We start from the raw sequence: 17,833 nt of genomic DNA on the forward strand, positions 1-17,833 counted from the left end.
AAAAGTTTTTGAAGAATGGTGCTTAGCCTACGATTGCTAGAATGTCGCTCTCGCGAACGATTAAGTATTCTTTGCCATCATGTTTCACTTCGGTACCCGCGTATTTCGAGTAGATGACCAAATCATTTTCTTTGACGTCAAGCGCGATTCGCTCGCCTTGGTCCGTCACACGCCCAGTACCGACTGCAAGGACACGTCCTTGTTGTGGCTTTTCTTTCGCCGTGTCAGGAAGGACGATGCCTCCGATCGTCTTTTCTTCTTTCTCCACGACTTCGATGATGACGCGATCGCCTAGTGGTTTTAACATAGAAAAAACCTCCTCCGAATATGAATGATGTATCGTTGAATCGTAAGTTATTAGCACTCAGTAAAAAGGAGTGCTAACACTGATTAGTGTAGTATGAGATGCCTCAAAATGCAAGGGGGAACATCGGAAAATTGCTTCCACTCGCGGTCAAGAGACCTTATTTGATACAATAGTCAAAAGGAACGTTAACTCTTGTGATTAAGGACGTGTTGAATTGGCTACACTAAACTCAAACCAATCGATAAATACCCGTTTTTCGATGGCGCCTAACATTCGGATCCGGCACATCATCCCGATCCTCTTATACGCTTTCGTTCAATTTTTTCCGCTGCTGATCAGTGAAGTGCGTCCGGAGTGGATCACGACGACGTTCACCGGACTTTGGTTCGCCATCGGCTTCAGCTTGACGATCATCATCTCGTTCTTCTTGCTCTGGCCGGACTTGAAGCTGTATAAACAGCAAGGCATCCAATCGAACTTGAACGATACGGTCAAATGGATCGGGCTCGGGATTCTTATGCAATACGGTCTCGTCATCGTCGCCAGCTTGATCGAGACATCAATTTCCGGTGAGATGGTCGCTTCGGAGAACACGGAACGCATCGCGGAAATCGTCCGTCTCGTCCCGGTCATGACGCTCTCGGTTGTCCTCCTCGGACCGATCATCGAGGAGATTCTGTTCCGACATATTCTATTCGGAAACTTGAACGCCCGGTTCGGATTCTGGATCGCCTTTGCGGTCAGTTCTGTCTTATTCGCGCTCATCCATGATGACAACCGCTTCCTCGTGTATATCGCGATGAGCTTTGCCTTCACGGTCGCCTATGCGAAGACGCGTCGCTTGATCGTCCCGATCGCGATTCACGCGTTCAACAACGCGCTCGTCATGGTCGCCCTATTATTGATGTAGAAATGAGGTGGCACGTATGCCGCGACACTTAAAAGTTATGTTTTTGTTCAGTCTCTCGTTTGGGATTCTGTTCACGGTCCTCGCCTATTACTCGGTGCAAGAGTACGGCTTCAGCTTCTGGACGTACTTCATCATCGCCGTAGCCGCGTATGACTTCTTCAAGGTGTATCAAATCTTGACGCTCGCCCGAAAAGCGAAAAAAGAAAAGACCGACAAGTCGGCCTAAAAACATCCCAAGCGACGTCGCTTGGGATGTTTTTATAGTCGGATGGCCTTGGATGAATCCATCATTGCCTCTTCATAAGCGCTACGAATCAATAAGCCTCGAAGCGTCAACAGTGTCCCGAGTACAAGGTGGATCGTATCGAGTAGTGGCACTTGCGGCTGATCGAAGAAGAAGACCCCGAAGCTGAACGCGAGTATGAGCGCACCAAAGACGAACATCATCACTTTCGAGTTTGCCGCGTCACGAATGATGGTGGCTTGTTGTTTGTCTAATCGTTCTAGTTGTTGTTCATAATACGTCGCGATCGTTACCCCGAATCCGGTGACCGCGCTCATCGCATACTCGCCGTCCCATACACCTAGCCCGAACAATATGGGCCAAATCAGGAGCAACGCGATGAACCACTTTTTCGTGAGTTTCATTTTTCCCCTCTTTTCTTATGATGGAATCCATCGTTTCGCAAAATCAAAATAGCCAAAGATGTCGATACAAACGTCCTTCAACTCGACTGGAAACGGAATCGTCCGCTCCTCGTTATCCAGTGAGATGTCACACCCGAACAAGAAGCTATTTAAAAAAACAGACGGAGTCTCGTATGTGAATTCCGTCTGTTGGCTGTATGCATTTATGCAGTGCGTTGTTTGACAAAACGACGAATCGTCAACCCCCGATAGACGAACAAGCCACCGAGCGCGACGTACACCGTCTCGATCGTCGGAAGGGTTCGCAGGTTGAACCAAAGCCCGACAATCAAGACGAGCAGGAAAGACAAGACGACGAACGACACCGTCTTCTCGTTCAGCTCGTTCATGATGCTCGTTTTCGACTCGTCGGAAAGTCGCTTCACTTGTTGACTGTAATAGGAATAGACGGTGATCCCGAGACCCGTTACCGCAACGAGCGCGTATTGTTCAAGCCATAGGTCGAGTCCAATCAGCGCCAGCCACATCACGAGTAATCCTTTGAATACGTTCTTATTCATCTTTCGCCTCCCGCTCGTACGCATGGATCTCATTCATCAAAAACAGCCCTTTTGTCGCAAACAAATAGGTCAAAGCGGTCAAGGCAAGATCCTGAGTCGGGATTGTCACCCGCGTCGCACCAAATCCAATCAAATACATCACCACGAACACGAGGACGGCGACGAGCCACGTCTTCTCACTCGAACGCCAAAGTAGACGTTCTTTGACCGAGGTCGCATACTCTCCCGTTTTTAGGCGTTGCTGCCGGTAAAACAACACGCTCGCGATGAGAAACAATAGATACGAAGACACACCAAAAACGGTGCCCGCAATCACCAAGCCGATTCCGACGGCGAAGGCTAGCTTCCGTCCGCTCATATCATCCACCTCCTCTCCCCATCTATACGAAGAAGTTTGCGACAAGTTTCATTCGCTTTGAAAACGCGATTGCCGTACGTTATAGTTGATAGGTTAACTATCAAAAAGGAGAGATACGATGAAGAAAGTACTATTTTCTATCCTCGCTTCCGTCTTTCTTGTCGGTTGTACGGACGCCGATGGGTTGGCCGCATACGAAGAGTATAGTGTGCTCGAGGAGACGATCGACGTCGCGAAGTACGAACCGAAAGTTGAGACCGACAACGATGGCAGCCGCGTCATCCTGTTCTATGAGAATGGACGTGTGGCCTATAAGAGCGTCTACGTGAAAGACGAGCGTCATTTGAAAGTGATCAGCACAGACGATGCGCCGCCCCTCTATAACGGTATGCTATAAGATACAGCCCTCTTCACGCGAAGAGGGCTGTTCTCAATTCTCGTAATGGATCTGTTGCTCGTGTTGAAGGCGATACGTGATCAATTGCTCGCTGTCTAACTGCTCATTGAACAGCGATACGGCCGTGATTTGGTTATTGTCATACGTCCGATAATAATAGATGCCATCGTCGACGTTACAGCACGAGGAATAGATCGTGTACTCGTACGTCCCATCCTCCGCCTCGTTCAATCCACGCACTTGGAGTACCGTATCCAACAGTTTGAAAAATTGCCCGACCGCGGACGCCTCGGCCGGTTCACAGACCGAGTTGAATGTGGCGAACGTCGCCCGGACGAATCGCGATGTCGACGATAAGTCACCCGGCAATCCCTGCCCGCCCAATCCGAGACAATAGGCATCGAGATTCAATGTCGGTGCGAACGTATTGGCCGGCAGTTTCGTCGAGACGTGCCGATAATCGTTCAGATTGAACAGCTGATATTCGAACGACGGATTGTTCGTCAAGACCCCGACCGGATTGTCGTACACGCGTAGCCCGTCCGCCATCGGCTCGACGACAATTGACGTATCCTTGTCGGCGATGATCCAGTGCAGCGGGTGAAGCGGGAGCGCTTCGCTGAAGTTGAGATTGACCAGATGAATCGTCGCCAGTCGTTCTTTCACTTCCTCGATTGTCGCACACTGCCCGAGGATCCACGGGATGAACTCGAACGGGGAAACGTTGTCGCGTCCGTCGACTTCCGGCTTGAACACGGCATTGTCCGGGAAGTTCAGCCCCGCCATGCTCAGCCCCTTCTCATTTGTCGCTTCATAATAGAGTGGATAATCTTGGACGACGGTCGCCATCCCGATCATCGCGTAATGGTTCGTATTTTCGCCCATCCGTCTGAAGTTGAACGGATAGTGTCGAGGCGTGATCGTCACTTGTTCGTGATAGGACACGTTCAGGTCTAAGTTTCTGCCGAAGTAGTGGGCGTGCGGCGCATACGTGATTGCGGTACACATAACAAGACTCCTTCCATTCCAATGCAGACAATAACAGCACTCTTTGGTCTATTCACGTTATGCGATGACTTAAACCACAGTCCCTCACACAGAAAAGACCGGTCAGGCTTTCGCCTCACCGGTCTTCATGTCCCTCTGTATGCTTTTGGAGACTTCTTCTATAACACGATAAACCCGACCGTCAACAGTCCGTACATGAAACCGAGCACGATGACACTGATGGCGATTGTTTTATACTGCGGGTACTTATGTAAGACGACCGCCCCTGCGATGACGTGGATGAACGCGACGATGAACGTCAAAATGGCAAAACCCATAGCTGTCTTCCTTCCTGACCAATCGTTTTCTAGAAAATCCTCAATACTCACAAACCCATTCTATCAAAGATTACTTGAAAGACCGAGACGAATTCGCCTCGGTCTGTTTTAACAATAGTAGGCGAGAATTCTCCCTCCTCTAAGCGTCTCGGGGCGAAGCCCAGCATAGGTGGGAGATGAATCGCCTATGTTAGCAAGATTGTATGCGCTTGGTATAATGGATGTAACCAATCAAAAGGACTGAACTATCAATGAAAATGGATACAAATAAACATTCAGTCTTTCTTCTGAATTACCACCTCGTCTTGGTAGTCAAATATAGACGCAAGGTGATTGACGACGACGTCTCGGAGTTCGCGAGACAGACGTTCGAACGGATCGGCGCGTCGTACCACATCACACTGGCTGAGTGGAATCATGACGGTGATCATATTCATGTGTTGTTCAAAGCTCACCCGAACACAGAGATGTCGAAGTTTCTGAACGCCTACAAGAGCGCCAGTAGCCGACTGATCAAACGGGACTTTCCACACGTCAAGAGACGACTGTGGAAAGAAATGTTCTGGTCTCGGAGCTACTGCCTCGTGACGACCGGCGGTACGACGATCGACGTCATCAGGGAATACATTGAAAAACAAGGAAAGGAGTGATCACTTTGCTGAAGGCGTACAAGTTTCGACTATATCCGACGAAGCCACAACGAGAACACTTCATGAAGACGTTCGGTTGCGTCCGTTTCGTCTACAACAAGATGCTCGAAGAACGGATCCGACTGTATGAAGAGTCGAGGCTGAACCCCGACGCGAAGCAGAAGCTCCCGACCCCGGCGAAGTACAAGCCCGAATTCCCTTTCTTGAAAGAGGTTGATAGTCTGTCCCTAGCGAACGCCCAGATGGACTTGAATAAGGCATACGCCAACTTCTTTCGCGACAAAGCTGTCGGGTTCCCGAAGTTCAAATCGAAGCACAGCGACCGTGCCTCCTACACGACCAACAATCAGAACGGGAGCGTCCGGATCGAGGACGGGAAGGTGAAACTCCCTAAGATCGGCTTCGTGAAGTTCAAACAACATCGTCCTTTCGAGGGGATCATCAAGTCCGCGACGGTCTCGGTGACGAAGACAGGCAAGTTCTTCGTCTCCATCCTTGTCAATCAGGATGACGAACAATGGATTCCTGCTAAAAACAAAGTAGGTATCGACCTCGGGTTGGAACACTTCGCCATCATGACAAATGATGACATGGTTTCTGAGAAGATCGACAACCCTCGCTTCCTCCGTAAATCCGAAAAGAAGGTCAAGAAGGCGCAGCGCGCTCTGTCACGAAAGAAAATCGGAAGCAAGAATCGGGAAAAAGCCAAGCTGATTCTCGCCAAGAAGCACGAGAAAATCGCAAATCAACGTAAAGACTTTCTTCACAAATTGTCGAAACAAATCGTTGACGAGAACCAAGTCATCGTCGTGGAGACATTGAAATCGAAGAACATGATGAAGAACCACAAGGTCGCCAAATCGATCGCCGACGTCAGTTGGTACGAGTTCGTCCGCCAGCTAGAATACAAGTGTAAGTTCTACGGACGGACGCTCATCAAGGCCGACCAATGGTACGCATCGACGCAAATCTGTTCCTCTTGCGGCGAAAAAGGCCAGAAGAGGACGATGGACGTCCGTGAATGGACGTGTACGTGTGGCGTTCATCATGATCGAGATATCAACGCGAGCATCAACCTGTTGATGTTGGCTGACTGAAAAACCCTTCAGGGCAGGGACTTGCCCGACGAGCTTGGTAAACAATCGTGGCTAGTAAAAGTGCGGTCTTCCCAAGAAGCTCCCACTTCAATTTGCGAAGCAAATAAGTGGCGAGTAGTTCACAAACTATTTTCTTTCAAGTAAAACGCAAAGTTCCGATGTTTCCGCTCTTTCGTCGCGTAATGGATCCATAGCCACGCGAGCGACTCGAGTTCACGCGCCAGCTTCAAGTGTCTGAGCGTATGGGCGTCAAAACCGATTTTCGCAGCGAGGTCTTGCACGGCCCGGACCGACTCCTGCTCGTCGCCGGCGATGAACATCATCGACTTGTTCGGATTCTCGAGATTCTCGACGCCCGTCTGGTTGAACGCCTTGACGATACGGACGTGCGGGGCGAGTTCTTGCAGATGCTCGGCCCCAGATTTCCCTTCCGGCCGCTCGATGGCGTTGAACTCTTTGGCGATTGGATTCGTCACGTCGATGACGATCTTGTCGTCTAAATCACGTAGCGACTGAACTAAGTCGACCGCGGCCGCGAACGGCGTCGTCAACAATAAAACCTGCGCATTCGACGCCACGTCTTGGAGCGACATCGTCCCCTCGCGCTCCGAACGCGTCCCATATAACACTTCATACCCGACGTCCTCGAACTTGCGACCGAGCGTCCGGCCGACTTTCCCGGCCCCCAATATCCCAATCTTCATAAACAACTCCCCTTTACAATTCTTCGTCTGTCCGTGTCACTGTCCCACCGAGTTCGGCGGCGAGCCCGTCGAGCACCGAATGGTCAAACTCTTCCCCAATGCCCATCACACCCGTCTGTCCCGGCTCGATGTTGCCGACGGTCCGTTTGAACGTTTCTTGAATGCTTTGGACGTGCTTCAAATCTTTCGTCCCGCCGATGAGTCCGCCCGTGAGCGTCCCGAACAAGATTCCGAACGGTCCTCCGAGAATCCCGACCGCCATCCCGATCAAGGCACCTTTCGTGGACTTGTTCGTCGGTGTCAGTTGGACGGCGTCCTCGAACGAGAACGCCCCATTGTCCTCACGCTTGATGACGACGAGCTGTTCGAACCCGATCAGCCCTTCGGCGTGATACTTCTTCAACTTACTGAACGCTTGATACGAGACCGACTCCTCTGGAAACGTGAACGTGACGATGTGGTACGACTGCTTTTCCTTCTTCGCCATATCGGCTCCTCCTTTGACAGGACCAGGTGACACATACTTTCTCTTACCCTTCCCCGGCTTCAGGCGAATAAAAACCTCATCCGATGACCGGAAAGAAACGGGACGAATGACACTTGATATGGTAAAATTTTCATATCACAATGAAGATAGGAGCCACGCTCATGCAACGCACGCTTCGAAAATCTGCCACGAACCGCTCACTGTCTGGTGTCTGCGGTGGCATCGCCGAATACTTCGGCTTGTCCTCGCTCGGTGTCCGTCTGCTGTTCCTCATCATGCCCGGGAACGTCCTCGTCTATATCATCTTGGCGAACTCGATGAAGGAAGCCCCACGCTATCTATAAAAAACTCGGAAGCCGCGGCTCCCGAGTTTTTTTAAGCATTTACTTTGTCTTTCATCGCCGCGAGCGCCCCGCTGTTGATGAAGTGCCATGGCTTGTTGTAGTGCGGTTGGAAGAAGAAGTCGACGTAAGCGAGCTCTTCGACCGTCATCTCGTTTTGGATCGCGAGCGACAACGTGTTCACCGCTTGCGTCATATCCGCTTTCGAGAGCACTTGTCCGCCGACGACGCGATGTGTGTCGACCTCATAGACGAGTTTGAACTGGACTTTTTCGGCCGTCGGCATGAACTCCGGACGGTATGCGTCTTCGACGACGACGCTCTCGACGTCGAGACCGAACAGGCCGGCCGCTTCTTCCGTGAGACCTGACGAGGCGATATTCCAATCATAGAGACGAAGACCCGACGTTCCTTGTGTCCCTTGATAGCGGACGCGCGGCGTCACGAGGTTCTCGGCGACGAGCGTGCCCATGCGGACCGCGTTTGTCGCGAGCGGGATGTAGGCGTGCGTGCGCGCCGGGTTGTAGTAGACGGCACAGCTGTCCCCTGCTGCGAAGACGTCCGGGTTGCTCGTACGCATATATTCGTCGACGATGATCGCACCGTTGCCGAGCATGTCGACTTGGCCTTCAAGCAGTCCCGTGTTCGGGCGGAAACCGACGCAGAGGATGACGAGGTCGGCCTCGAACTCACCTTTGTCCGTCACGACGTGTGTGACGTTGCCATCTGTCCCACGGAACGCTTCGACCGTCTGGCCGAGCTCGAGGTCGATGCCGCGTGACGTCATGTCCGCTTCAAGTTGGTCCGTGAACGACTTGTCGAGATACTTGTTCAAGATGCGGTCGGCGCTATCGATGAACGTGACGTGTTTGCCGTATACTTCGAACGCCTCGACGAGTTCGACACCGATATAGCCGGCGCCGATGACAGCGATGTTCGTCGCATCCGTCGCCCGTTCGATGATGCGCTGGGCGTGCGCATAGTTTTTACAAAGTTCGATGCCATCCATCTCGATGCCCGGGAGCGTCGGGACGATCGGCCATGAACCTGTCGTCACAACCAAACGGTCGTACGTGTCATGCACGTCTTCCCCCGTATCGAGATTTTTCGCGTGAATCGTCTTCGCCTCGGTGTCGATGTTCAACACGTCGTGCTTCATGCGCATCAATGCACCGAGCTCTTCAAGTTCACGAGGTGACGAGTAAAACAGTTCCTCGGCCCGTTGGACGACGCCGCCGACGTGGAGCGCAATCCCACACGAAAGGAAGCTGACGTTGTCGTTCCGCTCGTAAACGGTGATCTCAAGATTGTCATGCTTGGCAAGTAGTCCTTTGACAGCTGCTGTTCCTGCGTGTGTACATCCGATGACTGCGATTTTCATATGGTAGTCTCTCCTTTGAGTGGTTGGCAAGTTTATGATTGTGATAAATGTCACATTTAATTTCTAAACTTAGTGTACTATTTCACAAGGATGTTTGACAATGACTATGCTCAGTTTTTCACGTAATTATGTCAAAAGTTTGAACAGGCCTTGTGACACAAAAAGACCACCCTAAGGATAGGATGGTCACGACTCGAGTCGCCGCTGTTGAAACCAAAGGTACGTGGCGACGAAAATATAGATGATGAGCCCGAAGGCGTATAGACTAAATCCAACCAAACTCCACCCCATCCCGTCCCAGCCTCGGATGAAGACGAGACCGATGAGGAACAGCGTGTAGCCGACTCCCGTGATCAGGAGCGGGAGCGTCAGTCTTCGTTTATGTGACGAACGTAAAAAGTGAAGCGCACCGATGAGAAGCGCCGTCGTCAAGATGCCGACCGCGATGAGCGCGTCCCCGTAGTATTCCCACATGACCTATCCTCCCCGATTTGTTGATGGTCCCCTTATCTTACCACGGCGATGTCACACTTACTCGTTCAAAAAAACACCGCGTCCAAGAACGCGATGCTCACTTCTCATTCATTTGCTTCATCAAATCCATCTGTTCTTTCACCATCGCTTCTTTCTCCCGGCGAAGTACGCCCCGATACGTGATGCGTGAGATCGATAAACTGATCTCATACAAGAAGAAGAGCGGCAGCGACACCATGAGGTGCGACGTCAAGTCCGGCGGTGTGATGAACGCGGCGACGACGAACAAGGCGAAATAGGCATACTTTCGAATCGATGACAGGAAATACGGTGTCACGACGCCGATTCGCGTCAAGAACATCGTCACGACCGGCAACTGAAACAACAGACCGAACGGAATCGTCAGTTGCAACAAGAACGTGAAGTAGTTCGAGGCTCCGATGATTTGCGTCAGCCCGAGGTCTTGCCCGAGATCTGTCGAGATGTCGAGGACGAGCGGGAACAGCCAATAATAGGCGAACGCGAGACCGACGAGGAACAAGATAAAGATGATCGGGATGTAGGCGAGCGTCCCTTTCCGCTCGTTCGGATGCAGACCAGGTGCGACGAACGCCCACAGTTGATACAGTAGAAACGGACTGGCCGCGACGAGACCGATGACGAGCGCCAAATTCAAGTAAATCATGAGCGGGTCCGCGACCCCAAAGGCGTTCAGTTCTAGTCCTCGTTCGACGAGGTCCGCCTGTAGATAGGCGAGCACGTATTTGACACTCGGCAAAGCGATCAAAAAGAAGGCAAAGACGACAAATGCCGACAGCATCAGTCGTCTCCGCAGCTCTGTCAAGTGATCGGACAGCGCCCGCTCTTGATCAGTTTCATGGTTCATGATTACTGTTCTTTCTTCTCAGAGTCTTTCTTGTCGTTCTCGTCATGCTCTTTCATCATGCCGTTCGTGGCATTTTTGAACTCGCGGAGCGTCTGTCCGGCGGCACGGCCGAACTCAGGCAATTTCTTCGGTCCGAAGATGATGAGCGCGATGATGGCGATGATGAGCAAACTCACGCCACCCGGCATCCCGACGACGGGTGATGATAATAGAAATTCCATTATTGATGGACCCCCTCAGCAGATGGATAATGTTGCATAAAGTAAATGAGCGACTGGAGTTCGATCGACAAGTCGATATGATGGACGCGGACCGTATCCGGCACCGTCAAACGCGCCGGCGTGAAGTTCAAAATCCCTTTGATGCCAAAGCGGACCAAATCATCGGCGACCGACTGCGCGTATGCGGACGGGACCGTGAGAATGGCGACATCGATTTTGTTTTGCTTCATGATCTGTTCCATCTCATCGACGTGATGAATCGGGACACCGGACATCGTCGTGCCGACTTTTGTCTCGTCTGCGTCGAACCCGACGACGATATGTGTGTTATTGTTTTTAAGGAAGTTATAGTTGACGAAAGCTGTCCCGAGATGACCGACACCGACCAAGGCGACGTTCGTGATTTCGTCCTGGTTTAACGTCTTTCGGAAAAAGTCTAACAGATACTGCACGTTATAGCCATATCCCTTTTTACCGAGTGCACCGAAGTAAGAGAAGTCGCGACGAATCGTCGCCGAATCGACTTTGACCGCCTCACTCAGTTCGGCAGAAGAGACACGTTGTTTGCCTGACGAATGCAGGCTTTGGATAAATCGATAGTATAGTGGCAACCGTTTGGCTGTCGCTTGCGGAATCTTTGGTTCGTTTTGACTCAACGGAAAGAGCCTCCTTTTTACGACGCGTTTCAAACGAATCTGATTTCATACACCTTGATTGTAAACGAATTCACATAAGCACTCAACGAATATACCTGAAAAGACTAAAAAATACAGTATACTAAATACAGAGAAAGGGGTTTTTTCACTTGATCCTATTGCAAGTCAACAACCTGTCAAAATCATTCGGCGTCGAGCCGATTTTAGAGAACGTCAAACTTGAGATTCAAGAAGGGGAGCGCGTCGCCCTCGTCGGCCGAAACGGCGCCGGCAAATCGACGCTCCTCAAAGTCATCGCCGGGGAATATAACTATGACTCAGGCGACATCATGAAACCGAAAGATGTGACGATCGGTTACCTCGCCCAAGACTCAGGGTTAGAATCGAACGAGACGATTTGGAACGAGATGCTCACCGTCTTCTCCGATTTGATCGAACAAGAACAGACGCTTCGGCGGATGGAGCAAGACATGGGCTCGGAGCGCATCTTGAACGACGCGGACGCCTATGAACGTCTCCTCGCCGCGTATGACGAGGAACAGCACACGTTCAAAGACCGGGGCGGCTATCAATATGAAGCGACGATTCGCTCCGTCCTCCACGGGATGCGCTTCTATCCGGACGACTTCGAACGTCAAATCGACACGCTCTCAGGTGGTCAGCGGACCCGTCTCGCCTTGGCGAAGATGCTTCTGCAAAGCCCGGACCTCCTCATCTTGGATGAGCCGACGAACCATTTGGACATCGAGACGCTCGCCTGGCTCGAGAAGTACTTGAGCGGCTATAAAGGCGCCGTCCTCATCGTCTCCCACGACCGCTACTTCCTCGACCGGGTCGTCTCGGTCGTCTATGAGCTGTCACGCCACCGGAGCCGTCGCTTCGTCGGGAACTATACGAAGTACCTTGAACAAAAAGCAGCCATCTACGAACAAGAGAAGAAGCAGTTCGAGTCACAGCAAGAAGAGATCGCCAAGATGCAAGACTTCATCCAACGGAACATCGCCCGGGCGACGACGACGAAACGCGCCCAAAGCGTCCGGAAACGTCTCGAGAAAGTCGACCGGATGGACGCGCCGGACGGTGACGAGCGCAGTGCCGTCCTCTCGTTCACGATCAAGCGCCAAAGCGGGAACGACGTGTTGAGCGGCAGTGACCTCGCCATCGGATATGAGGAACCGATCGCTCAAAACCTCCGCTTCCAATTGCAGCGTGGCGAATCGGTCGCCCTCGTCGGCCCGAACGGGGTCGGCAAGTCGACGCTCTTGAAAGTGTTGACGAAACAACAGCCGGCACTCACCGGTGACATCCGTTACGGCACCGGCGTCGAGATCGGCTATTACGACCAGGAGCAACAGAACCTGTCCGATAAAAACCGCGTCATCGACGAGATTTGGAACGACTGGCCGCTCATGCGCGAGCAAGACGTGCGCAGCCTGCTCGGTCAGTTCCTCTTCAGCGGCGACGACGTCATGAAACGCGTCCACGAGCTGTCAGGCGGCGAGCGGGCCCGGTTGACGCTCGCGAAATTAAAGCTCGAACAGCCGAACTTGCTCATCTTGGATGAGCCGACGAACCACTTGGACCTCGACTCGAAGATGATCCTCGAGAACGCACTCCTCGACTATCCCGGCACGATCCTCTTCGTCTCGCACGACCGGTACTTCATCGACCGGCTCGCCACGCGCGTCTTAGAGATCACACCGACCGGCATCGACGAGTATCTCGGCGACTACTCGTATTACGTCGAGAAGAAAGAAGAACTCGAGGAGCTCGCCCGCCTCGCCCTCGCCGAGACGAAACAAGTCGTCGTCAAAAAACAGCGGGCCGACAAGGAACAACAACGTGAAGAACGTAGGATGAAGCAACGGATCGAAGAGATCGAGCTCACAATCGAACAGCACGAGGCGCGCCTCGAAGAGATTGAACAGCTTCTTTGCGAACCGGACGTCTTCAACGACTTCGCCCGGGCTCAAGAACTGTCGACCGAGTCCGATGCGACGAAAGAATCGATCACGGCACTGTATGCGGAATGGGAGGAGCTCCATTCATGATGCGGTCCCGTGCGCTGCGGATCGACTGGCTTCACGCGTTTTTGACCGGTCTTGCCTTCATCGTGCCGACCGGGACCGAATACGTGTCCGAGCTCATCCGCGGAGAGTCTACCGTCGTGCCGACGATCTTGTTTTACTTCCTTCCGGTCGTCATCGGCTTCATCGTCCAAACGTGGAGCGGCATCTTCATCAGTCTCCTGAGTGGATTGCTCATGAGCACGCTCTTCATCCGCCTCGTCGTCTGGCCGGTCGATGTGACCGTGCATAGTTTTTATGCGCCCGGGTCGGTCTGGTTCCACTTTTACCAAACGACCCTGTTCATGTGGGTGCTCGCTTTTCTCGTCTTCGCGGTCAGCCGCCTCAACACGTGGCATCGTGAGAAGTATCGTCGCCCTAAATCCTCAGACACCATGTCCTCATGAAATCGGACGTGGTGTTTTTTTATTCAACCATTGACAATGAGAATCATTTTCATTTAAGGTTGTCTTGAGGTGATAATCATGACGATTTTGATTGCATACGTGAGCATGTCCGGTAACACAGAAGACATCGCCCACTTGTTACAACATACATTGACCACGGCAGGATATACGGTAGTGGTGTCGGACGATTTAGAGTCACTTCCCGTCAATTCGCTATTGGAATACGATGGCGTCCTACTCGGCGCCTACACATGGGGTGACGGTGATGTACCGTACGAGGCGGAAGGTTTTGTAGACGATTTATATGACGCGGACTTAGACGCACTACCTTGTGCGGCGTTTGGTTCTGGTGATACCGATTACCCGAAATATTGTGCTGCCGTCGACACGATTGAAGACGCGCTTCGATCCGCGAGCGGGATGATCGCCGTTCCCTCTTTGAAGATTGAGTTTGACCCGAACACCGAAGCGAAACGTGAGGCGTGTGTCTCGTTCGCAACCACATTTATGGAACGACTCGAAAAACACAAAAAAGTTCAGCCCCTCGGCTGAACTTTTTTGTTAGAAATAACGCAACGGTTGGAACCCGCGCGTATGGAAATCGAGTTTCGTGCCGTCTTCTGTGATGAAGAAGACATATTCGTTCGTATCGACGTCACGGACGAACACTTTGTAAAACGTCATCGTCTCTTCACGGTTCGTCACATAACGTGCCTCGTGGGTCGAGATGACTTGGGCGAACAACTGTTGTTCATCGAACTCGGTGACGAGCGTGTCAAACATGGCCGCCTCTTCCTCGGTCGCTTCACGTCCCGGGAAAATCTCATAGTACGCATCGCTCGCTTTCGGCTGAACGCCTAAATTGCGATCGACGACGATGACGCTTTCGATGTCTTGGTCATCCATGTTCTTGTAGCCGTACAACGCCTCGACGAGTGTGTTCTCCCCTGTGACCCGGCTGATACCTTCGAGCGACTCGGCGCCTGTGAGCGAGCGCACGCGTGTCGCTTCCGGTACGATTTCTTCTTGATAAGCGATATTATAGGCGCGGATGATCTCTCGTACTTGCAAGAACGTCGCGACGACGAGCAGTACGACGAGCCCTCCAATGATGATGCGTTTCGTCATGTCTCTATTTCCCCCTAGACTGTCATGCTCTCTTCTAAGGATAACCCAGGAACCGCATTCATCGCTAGTGTATCGCGCTTTCCTCGCACATACGCGTGATGCGCCGCCACACCGATCATGCCGGCGTTGTCCCCGCAAAGCTCGAGCGGTGGGATGACGAGGCGGATGCCTTCTTGATCGGCCGCTGCTTGTAGCGCGGCTCGAAGCCCACGGTTCGCCGCGACCCCACCGGCGACGAGGAGCTGGTTCGCGCCTTTCTCTTTCACGGCACGAATCGCTTTCTCGACGAGCACCTCGACGACGCTCGCTTGGAAGCTCGCCGCCAAGTTTTCGGGGATCACCGTCTCGCCCCGTTGCTCAGCGTTATGGACGGCGTTGATGACCGACGACTTGAGACCGCTGAAACTGAAATCGAAACTGCCCGGTTCGAGCCGAACGCGCGGGAACTTGTACGTGTCTTCCCCGGCGGCTGCCAACCGGTCGATGGCCGGACCACCCGGATAAGGCAAACTGAGCGTCCGGGCGACTTTGTCGTACGCCTCACCGGCCGCGTCGTCGCGCGTCTCACCGATGACTTCGAACACGCCGTGCTCCGGCATATAGACGAGCTCCGTGTGACCGCCCGATACGACGAGACAGACGAGCGGGAAGTCCATCTCTTCGACGAGTTCATTCGCGTAAATGTGACCCGCGATATGATGAACGCCGATGAGCGGCTTACTGTGGGCAAAGGCGAGCGCTTTTGCGGCGCTGATGCCGACGAGGAGCGCACCGACGAGTCCCGGTCCTTGCGTGACCGCTACGGCGTCAACGTCTTGCATCGTCACGCCCGCTTCACTGAGCGCGTCATCGATGACATATGTGATCCGTTCGACGTGATGGCGCGAGGCGACCTCGGGCACGACCCCGCCGAACCGTTTGTGGCTTTCAATCTGCGATGAGACGACGTTCGACAAGAGCGTCTTGCCGTCACGCACGAGGGCGACGGACGTCTCGTCACAACTCGACTCGATCGCAAGGATGAGTGATGTGTTCATTCGGTTTCACTTCCTAACTTCGCCCAATAAATAAAGGCGTCTTCGTTATTGTCTTGATAGTAACGTTTCCGTCGCCCGGCACACTCAAAGCCGAACTGCTCATACAGTTTCTGGGCCCCGATGTTCGAGACACGCACTTCGAGCGTGAGTGCGTCCAGTGACTTGCTGCGGGCAAAGGCGACGAGCTCGGTGAGCAACCGATTCCCGATGCCCTGCCCCCGATATTCAGGTAAGACGGCGATATTCGTGATGTGTCCTTCATCGACGATTTGCCACACACCGACGAAACCGATGACGCGACGCTCGTGCACGGCGACGAAATAAATCGCTTGTTCGTTTCGGAGCATCTCGTTCATGAACGCATCTTTCGTCCACGGAATGGCGAACGAGGCCTCCTCGACGGCAGTCACTTCTTCGACATCAAGCCATGTCATGCGGCGAATTTTGATGTCAGCCATTGTTTTGTCCCTCGAGCCACTTCGCCTCCGCCTCAGCGAGACGAAGGTACTCCGGCTCAAACGCATGCACGTCACGCGTCTCTTCACCTAATGCGACGAGATCGCTCGCGCGTCCATACCGATGGGCAGCTGGAGCTTCTATATATGAATAGTTCGATAAGACGTCTCGGAACGGTTCAACGTCACCGACGACGACAAATTCCCCCTCAATATGTGTGTCCAGCCATGCCTCCACTGACGCATGGGTGTCCGAAGTGAGCGGCTCGTTTTGTTGATAATGTCCGATATAGGCGTTCCCACGTCGGGCATCGATGAGCGACACGACGGGAAGATCGGTGTTTGGGGCTGCCGCCATGAGACGGAGTGCCGAGACGCCGATGAGCGGGATTTGAAGCGTATAGGCGAGCGTCTTTGCTGTCGTCACCCCGATGCGGATGCCCGTGTATGAGCCAGGTCCGGTCGTCACGACGATGCGCTCGAGCTCTGTCGGCGTCCATTTGACGGCAACCATGAGCTGCTCAATCATCGGCATGAGCGTGACGGCATGGTTCTTCGATACCATGACCGTCGTCTCGGCTTGAATCGTTCCTTGCTCGCTAAGCGCGACAGATAGACGTGTCGTCGATGTATCGATCATCAACTGCTTCATGCGAGCACCTCCTTGACGAGCGTCTCATACGCCTCTCCGATTGGGGCGAACGTCAGTTGACGCTCCTCGTCCCCGATTCGCTCGATCGTGATGGCGAGCCGTTCTACCGGAAGCGAAGATTCGATCAAATCCGACCATTCGACGATGGCGACGCCATCGCCGTCGATGTATTCCTCAAGCCCGATATCGTCCCCTGTGTCCTCGAGACGATACACGTCCATATGATAAAGCGGCAAGCGTCCTTGATATTGTTTCATGATCGTGAACGTCGGGCTGTTGACGTTGCGTTTCACGCCGAGTCCTTTGCCGAACCCTTGCGTGAACGTCGTTTTACCGGCGCCGAGGTCTCCGTTCAATGTTATGACCGTCCCAGCTTTGACGAGCGTGGCGAGCTTTTCCGCCACCGCCTGTGTCTCTGCCGCGGAATGGGTAATCAATGTATACATGAATGTTTCTCCTTTAGTGGTTGTCGCGATACGTCCTCATTGTACACTTCATTTTACGCAAAAAAAAACACGAAACGTTATCGTTTCGCTATCTCATTTAAAATTGGTTGCGGGGGCTGGATTTGAACCAACGACCTTCGGGTTATGAGCCCGACGAGCTACCAGACTGCTCCACCCCGCGACGACATATGAAATTAAATAAAAATTGGTTGCGGGGGCTGGATTTGAACCAACGACCTT

The 17,833-nt window shown here is 52.8% G+C and carries 27 protein-coding genes and 1 tRNA gene; 9 read left to right on the forward strand and 19 right to left on the reverse strand.

All coding sequences use genetic code 11. The features are described from left to right. Positions 1–22: 22 nt before the first annotated feature. Complete coding sequence (groES, locus tag L971_RS02620; protein WP_047374210.1) at positions 23–307, reverse strand: co-chaperone GroES; 285 nt, start codon at positions 305–307, stop codon at positions 23–25. Between the two features lie 214 nt (positions 308–521). Here groES and L971_RS02625 point away from each other — a divergent pair, with 214 nt between their 5' ends. Both L971_RS02625 and L971_RS02630 read left to right on the forward strand, forming a co-directional pair. Continuing rightward, entirely contained in the window at positions 522–1,217 is a 696-nt protein-coding gene (locus L971_RS02625; RefSeq protein ID WP_231557551.1) for a CPBP family intramembrane glutamic endopeptidase, read from the forward strand. Between the two features lie 16 nt (positions 1,218–1,233). Beyond that, the gene (locus L971_RS02630; protein WP_021065367.1) at positions 1,234–1,443 is read left to right on the forward strand and encodes a YdiK family protein; all 210 of its coding nucleotides are present in this window, start codon (positions 1,234–1,236) and stop codon (positions 1,441–1,443) included. A gap of 32 nt (positions 1,444–1,475) precedes the next feature. On the opposite strand, the gene L971_RS02635 is transcribed toward L971_RS02630, so the two are convergent. The 3 genes from L971_RS02635 to L971_RS02645 all read right to left on the reverse strand — a co-directional run bounded on the left by L971_RS02635 (position 1,476) and on the right by L971_RS02645 (position 2,783). After that, entirely contained in the window at positions 1,476–1,865 is a 390-nt protein-coding gene (locus L971_RS02635; protein WP_024372059.1) for a hypothetical protein, read from the reverse strand. A 203-nt stretch (positions 1,866–2,068) separates the two neighbouring features. Further along, entirely contained in the window at positions 2,069–2,425 is a 357-nt protein-coding gene (locus tag L971_RS02640) for a hypothetical protein (protein WP_047374217.1), read from the reverse strand. Further along, on the reverse strand, positions 2,418–2,783 hold the full coding sequence (locus tag L971_RS02645; RefSeq protein ID WP_047374219.1) for a hypothetical protein: 366 nt from the start codon (positions 2,781–2,783) through the stop codon (positions 2,418–2,420). The genes L971_RS02640 and L971_RS02645 overlap by 8 nt, the downstream gene beginning before the upstream one ends. A 118-nt stretch (positions 2,784–2,901) precedes the next feature. Here L971_RS02645 and L971_RS02650 point away from each other — a divergent pair, with 118 nt between their 5' ends. After that, positions 2,902–3,180, forward strand: coding sequence for a hypothetical protein (locus tag L971_RS02650; protein WP_047374221.1), 279 nt, complete (start codon positions 2,902–2,904; stop codon positions 3,178–3,180). Positions 3,181–3,213: 33 nt separating this feature from the next. Here L971_RS02650 and bsh read toward each other — a convergent pair whose 3' ends face one another. Then, entirely contained in the window at positions 3,214–4,188 is a 975-nt protein-coding gene (bsh, locus tag L971_RS02655) for a choloylglycine hydrolase (protein ID WP_047374223.1), read from the reverse strand. Between the two features lie 158 nt (positions 4,189–4,346). Further along, complete coding sequence (locus L971_RS15125; protein WP_024372064.1) at positions 4,347–4,505, reverse strand: hypothetical protein; 159 nt, start codon at positions 4,503–4,505, stop codon at positions 4,347–4,349. 251 nt (positions 4,506–4,756) lie between these two features. On the opposite strand from L971_RS15125, the gene tnpA reads away from it, so the two are divergent. Beyond that, entirely contained in the window at positions 4,757–5,155 is a 399-nt protein-coding gene (tnpA, locus tag L971_RS02665) for an IS200/IS605 family transposase (protein ID WP_047374225.1), read from the forward strand. A 5-nt stretch (positions 5,156–5,160) separates the two neighbouring features. Further along, complete coding sequence (gene tnpB, locus L971_RS02670; RefSeq protein WP_047374227.1) at positions 5,161–6,252, forward strand: IS200/IS605 family element RNA-guided endonuclease TnpB; 1,092 nt, start codon at positions 5,161–5,163, stop codon at positions 6,250–6,252. Between the two features lie 119 nt (positions 6,253–6,371). Here the strand turns inward: tnpB and L971_RS02675 are convergent, their stop codons facing one another. Together L971_RS02675 and L971_RS02680 are read right to left on the reverse strand one after the other, a co-directional pair. Beyond that, positions 6,372–6,956, reverse strand: a complete 585-nt coding sequence (locus tag L971_RS02675; RefSeq protein WP_047374229.1) for an NADPH-dependent F420 reductase — start codon at positions 6,954–6,956, stop codon at positions 6,372–6,374. Positions 6,957–6,969: 13 nt separating this feature from the next. Beyond that, positions 6,970–7,443, reverse strand: a complete 474-nt coding sequence (locus tag L971_RS02680; RefSeq protein WP_024372066.1) for a hypothetical protein — start codon at positions 7,441–7,443, stop codon at positions 6,970–6,972. 161 nt (positions 7,444–7,604) lie between these two features. Between L971_RS02680 and L971_RS02685 the strand changes: the two genes are divergently transcribed. Further along, positions 7,605–7,787 carry a PspC domain-containing protein gene (locus L971_RS02685; RefSeq protein ID WP_047374230.1) on the forward strand — a complete coding sequence of 61 codons (183 nt, stop codon included), beginning with the start codon at positions 7,605–7,607 and terminating at the stop codon, positions 7,785–7,787. A 31-nt stretch (positions 7,788–7,818) separates the two neighbouring features. On the opposite strand, the gene L971_RS02690 is transcribed toward L971_RS02685, so the two are convergent. The 5 genes from L971_RS02690 to L971_RS02710 all read right to left on the reverse strand — a co-directional run bounded on the left by L971_RS02690 (position 7,819) and on the right by L971_RS02710 (position 11,402). Continuing rightward, positions 7,819–9,165, reverse strand: coding sequence for an FAD-dependent oxidoreductase (locus tag L971_RS02690; RefSeq protein WP_047374232.1), 1,347 nt, complete (start codon positions 9,163–9,165; stop codon positions 7,819–7,821). 186 nt (positions 9,166–9,351) lie between these two features. Next, on the reverse strand, positions 9,352–9,639 hold the full coding sequence (locus L971_RS02695; RefSeq protein WP_024372073.1) for a YesK family protein: 288 nt from the start codon (positions 9,637–9,639) through the stop codon (positions 9,352–9,354). Positions 9,640–9,736: 97 nt separating this feature from the next. Next, positions 9,737–10,525: a twin-arginine translocase subunit TatC gene (gene tatC, locus L971_RS02700; protein ID WP_024372074.1), complete on the reverse strand. Its 789-nt coding sequence runs from the start codon at positions 10,523–10,525 to the stop codon at positions 9,737–9,739. A gap of 2 nt (positions 10,526–10,527) precedes the next feature. Continuing rightward, positions 10,528–10,746: a twin-arginine translocase TatA/TatE family subunit gene (gene tatA / locus L971_RS02705; protein WP_024372075.1), complete on the reverse strand. Its 219-nt coding sequence runs from the start codon at positions 10,744–10,746 to the stop codon at positions 10,528–10,530. Further along, positions 10,746–11,402: a redox-sensing transcriptional repressor Rex gene (locus L971_RS02710; protein ID WP_024372076.1), complete on the reverse strand. Its 657-nt coding sequence runs from the start codon at positions 11,400–11,402 to the stop codon at positions 10,746–10,748. Before L971_RS02710 ends, tatA begins: the two co-directional genes overlap by 1 nt. A gap of 149 nt (positions 11,403–11,551) precedes the next feature. On the opposite strand from L971_RS02710, the gene L971_RS02715 reads away from it, so the two are divergent. The 3 genes from L971_RS02715 to L971_RS02725 all read left to right on the forward strand — a co-directional run bounded on the left by L971_RS02715 (position 11,552) and on the right by L971_RS02725 (position 14,427). Continuing rightward, positions 11,552–13,453 (forward strand): ABC-F family ATP-binding cassette domain-containing protein, encoded by a 1,902-nt coding sequence (locus L971_RS02715; RefSeq protein WP_024372077.1) that lies wholly within the window; start codon positions 11,552–11,554, stop codon positions 13,451–13,453. After that, a complete protein-coding gene (locus tag L971_RS02720; RefSeq protein ID WP_024372078.1) occupies positions 13,450–13,875 on the forward strand; it encodes a hypothetical protein in 426 nt (141 codons plus the stop codon). Before L971_RS02715 ends, L971_RS02720 begins: the two co-directional genes overlap by 4 nt. A 78-nt stretch (positions 13,876–13,953) precedes the next feature. Beyond that, the gene (locus tag L971_RS02725; protein WP_024372079.1) at positions 13,954–14,427 is read left to right on the forward strand and encodes a flavodoxin domain-containing protein; all 474 of its coding nucleotides are present in this window, start codon (positions 13,954–13,956) and stop codon (positions 14,425–14,427) included. Between the two features lie 9 nt (positions 14,428–14,436). Here the strand turns inward: L971_RS02725 and L971_RS02730 are convergent, their stop codons facing one another. The 6 genes from L971_RS02730 to L971_RS02755 form a co-directional block, all read right to left on the reverse strand. Beyond that, positions 14,437–15,003: a hypothetical protein gene (locus L971_RS02730; protein WP_024372080.1), complete on the reverse strand. Its 567-nt coding sequence runs from the start codon at positions 15,001–15,003 to the stop codon at positions 14,437–14,439. A 14-nt stretch (positions 15,004–15,017) separates the two neighbouring features. Continuing rightward, entirely contained in the window at positions 15,018–16,040 is a 1,023-nt protein-coding gene (tsaD, locus tag L971_RS02735) for a tRNA (adenosine(37)-N6)-threonylcarbamoyltransferase complex transferase subunit TsaD (RefSeq protein WP_024372081.1), read from the reverse strand. Further along, on the reverse strand, positions 16,037–16,498 hold the full coding sequence (gene rimI, locus L971_RS02740) for a ribosomal protein S18-alanine N-acetyltransferase (protein WP_024372082.1): 462 nt from the start codon (positions 16,496–16,498) through the stop codon (positions 16,037–16,039). Before rimI ends, tsaD begins: the two co-directional genes overlap by 4 nt. Then, on the reverse strand, positions 16,491–17,147 hold the full coding sequence (gene tsaB / locus L971_RS02745; protein WP_047374234.1) for a tRNA (adenosine(37)-N6)-threonylcarbamoyltransferase complex dimerization subunit type 1 TsaB: 657 nt from the start codon (positions 17,145–17,147) through the stop codon (positions 16,491–16,493). The genes rimI and tsaB overlap by 8 nt, the downstream gene beginning before the upstream one ends. Then, positions 17,144–17,593, reverse strand: a complete 450-nt coding sequence (gene tsaE, locus L971_RS02750; RefSeq protein ID WP_024372084.1) for a tRNA (adenosine(37)-N6)-threonylcarbamoyltransferase complex ATPase subunit type 1 TsaE — start codon at positions 17,591–17,593, stop codon at positions 17,144–17,146. The genes tsaB and tsaE overlap by 4 nt, the downstream gene beginning before the upstream one ends. Before the next feature lie 104 nt (positions 17,594–17,697). Continuing rightward, positions 17,698–17,774: transfer RNA gene (locus L971_RS02755), tRNA-Met, on the reverse strand. Positions 17,775–17,833: the final 59 nt, after the last annotated feature.

The organism is Exiguobacterium sp. ZOR0005 (assembly GCF_000798975.1).
In the GTDB taxonomy this organism is placed as follows: Bacteria; Bacillota; Bacilli; order Exiguobacteriales; family Exiguobacteriaceae; genus Exiguobacterium; species Exiguobacterium aurantiacum.

Coding starts and splice junctions, on each gene's coding strand:
- groES (WP_047374210.1), bottom strand. CDS start 307: ATGTTAAAACCACTAGGCGATCGCGTCATCATCGAAGTCGTGGAGAAA.
- L971_RS02630 (WP_021065367.1), top strand. CDS start 1,234: ATGCCGCGACACTTAAAAGTTATGTTTTTGTTCAGTCTCTCGTTTGGG.
- L971_RS02635 (WP_024372059.1), bottom strand. CDS start 1,865: ATGAAACTCACGAAAAAGTGGTTCATCGCGTTGCTCCTGATTTGGCCC.
- L971_RS02640 (WP_047374217.1), bottom strand. CDS start 2,425: ATGAATAAGAACGTATTCAAAGGATTACTCGTGATGTGGCTGGCGCTG.
- L971_RS02645 (WP_047374219.1), bottom strand. CDS start 2,783: ATGAGCGGACGGAAGCTAGCCTTCGCCGTCGGAATCGGCTTGGTGATT.
- L971_RS02650 (WP_047374221.1), top strand. CDS start 2,902: ATGAAGAAAGTACTATTTTCTATCCTCGCTTCCGTCTTTCTTGTCGGT.
- bsh (WP_047374223.1), bottom strand. CDS start 4,188: ATGTGTACCGCAATCACGTATGCGCCGCACGCCCACTACTTCGGCAGA.
- L971_RS15125 (WP_024372064.1), bottom strand. CDS start 4,505: ATGGGTTTTGCCATTTTGACGTTCATCGTCGCGTTCATCCACGTCATC.
- tnpA (WP_047374225.1), top strand. CDS start 4,757: ATGAAAATGGATACAAATAAACATTCAGTCTTTCTTCTGAATTACCAC.
- L971_RS02675 (WP_047374229.1), bottom strand. CDS start 6,956: ATGAAGATTGGGATATTGGGGGCCGGGAAAGTCGGCCGGACGCTCGGT.
- L971_RS02680 (WP_024372066.1), bottom strand. CDS start 7,443: ATGGCGAAGAAGGAAAAGCAGTCGTACCACATCGTCACGTTCACGTTT.
- L971_RS02685 (WP_047374230.1), top strand. CDS start 7,605: ATGCAACGCACGCTTCGAAAATCTGCCACGAACCGCTCACTGTCTGGT.
- L971_RS02690 (WP_047374232.1), bottom strand. CDS start 9,165: ATGAAAATCGCAGTCATCGGATGTACACACGCAGGAACAGCAGCTGTC.
- L971_RS02695 (WP_024372073.1), bottom strand. CDS start 9,639: ATGTGGGAATACTACGGGGACGCGCTCATCGCGGTCGGCATCTTGACG.
- tatC (WP_024372074.1), bottom strand. CDS start 10,525: ATGAACCATGAAACTGATCAAGAGCGGGCGCTGTCCGATCACTTGACA.
- tatA (WP_024372075.1), bottom strand. CDS start 10,746: ATGGAATTTCTATTATCATCACCCGTCGTCGGGATGCCGGGTGGCGTG.
- L971_RS02720 (WP_024372078.1), top strand. CDS start 13,450: ATGATGCGGTCCCGTGCGCTGCGGATCGACTGGCTTCACGCGTTTTTG.
- L971_RS02725 (WP_024372079.1), top strand. CDS start 13,954: ATGACGATTTTGATTGCATACGTGAGCATGTCCGGTAACACAGAAGAC.
- L971_RS02730 (WP_024372080.1), bottom strand. CDS start 15,003: ATGACGAAACGCATCATCATTGGAGGGCTCGTCGTACTGCTCGTCGTC.
- tsaD (WP_024372081.1), bottom strand. CDS start 16,040: ATGAACACATCACTCATCCTTGCGATCGAGTCGAGTTGTGACGAGACG.
- rimI (WP_024372082.1), bottom strand. CDS start 16,498: ATGGCTGACATCAAAATTCGCCGCATGACATGGCTTGATGTCGAAGAA.
- tsaB (WP_047374234.1), bottom strand. CDS start 17,147: ATGAAGCAGTTGATGATCGATACATCGACGACACGTCTATCTGTCGCG.
- tsaE (WP_024372084.1), bottom strand. CDS start 17,593: ATGTATACATTGATTACCCATTCCGCGGCAGAGACACAGGCGGTGGCG.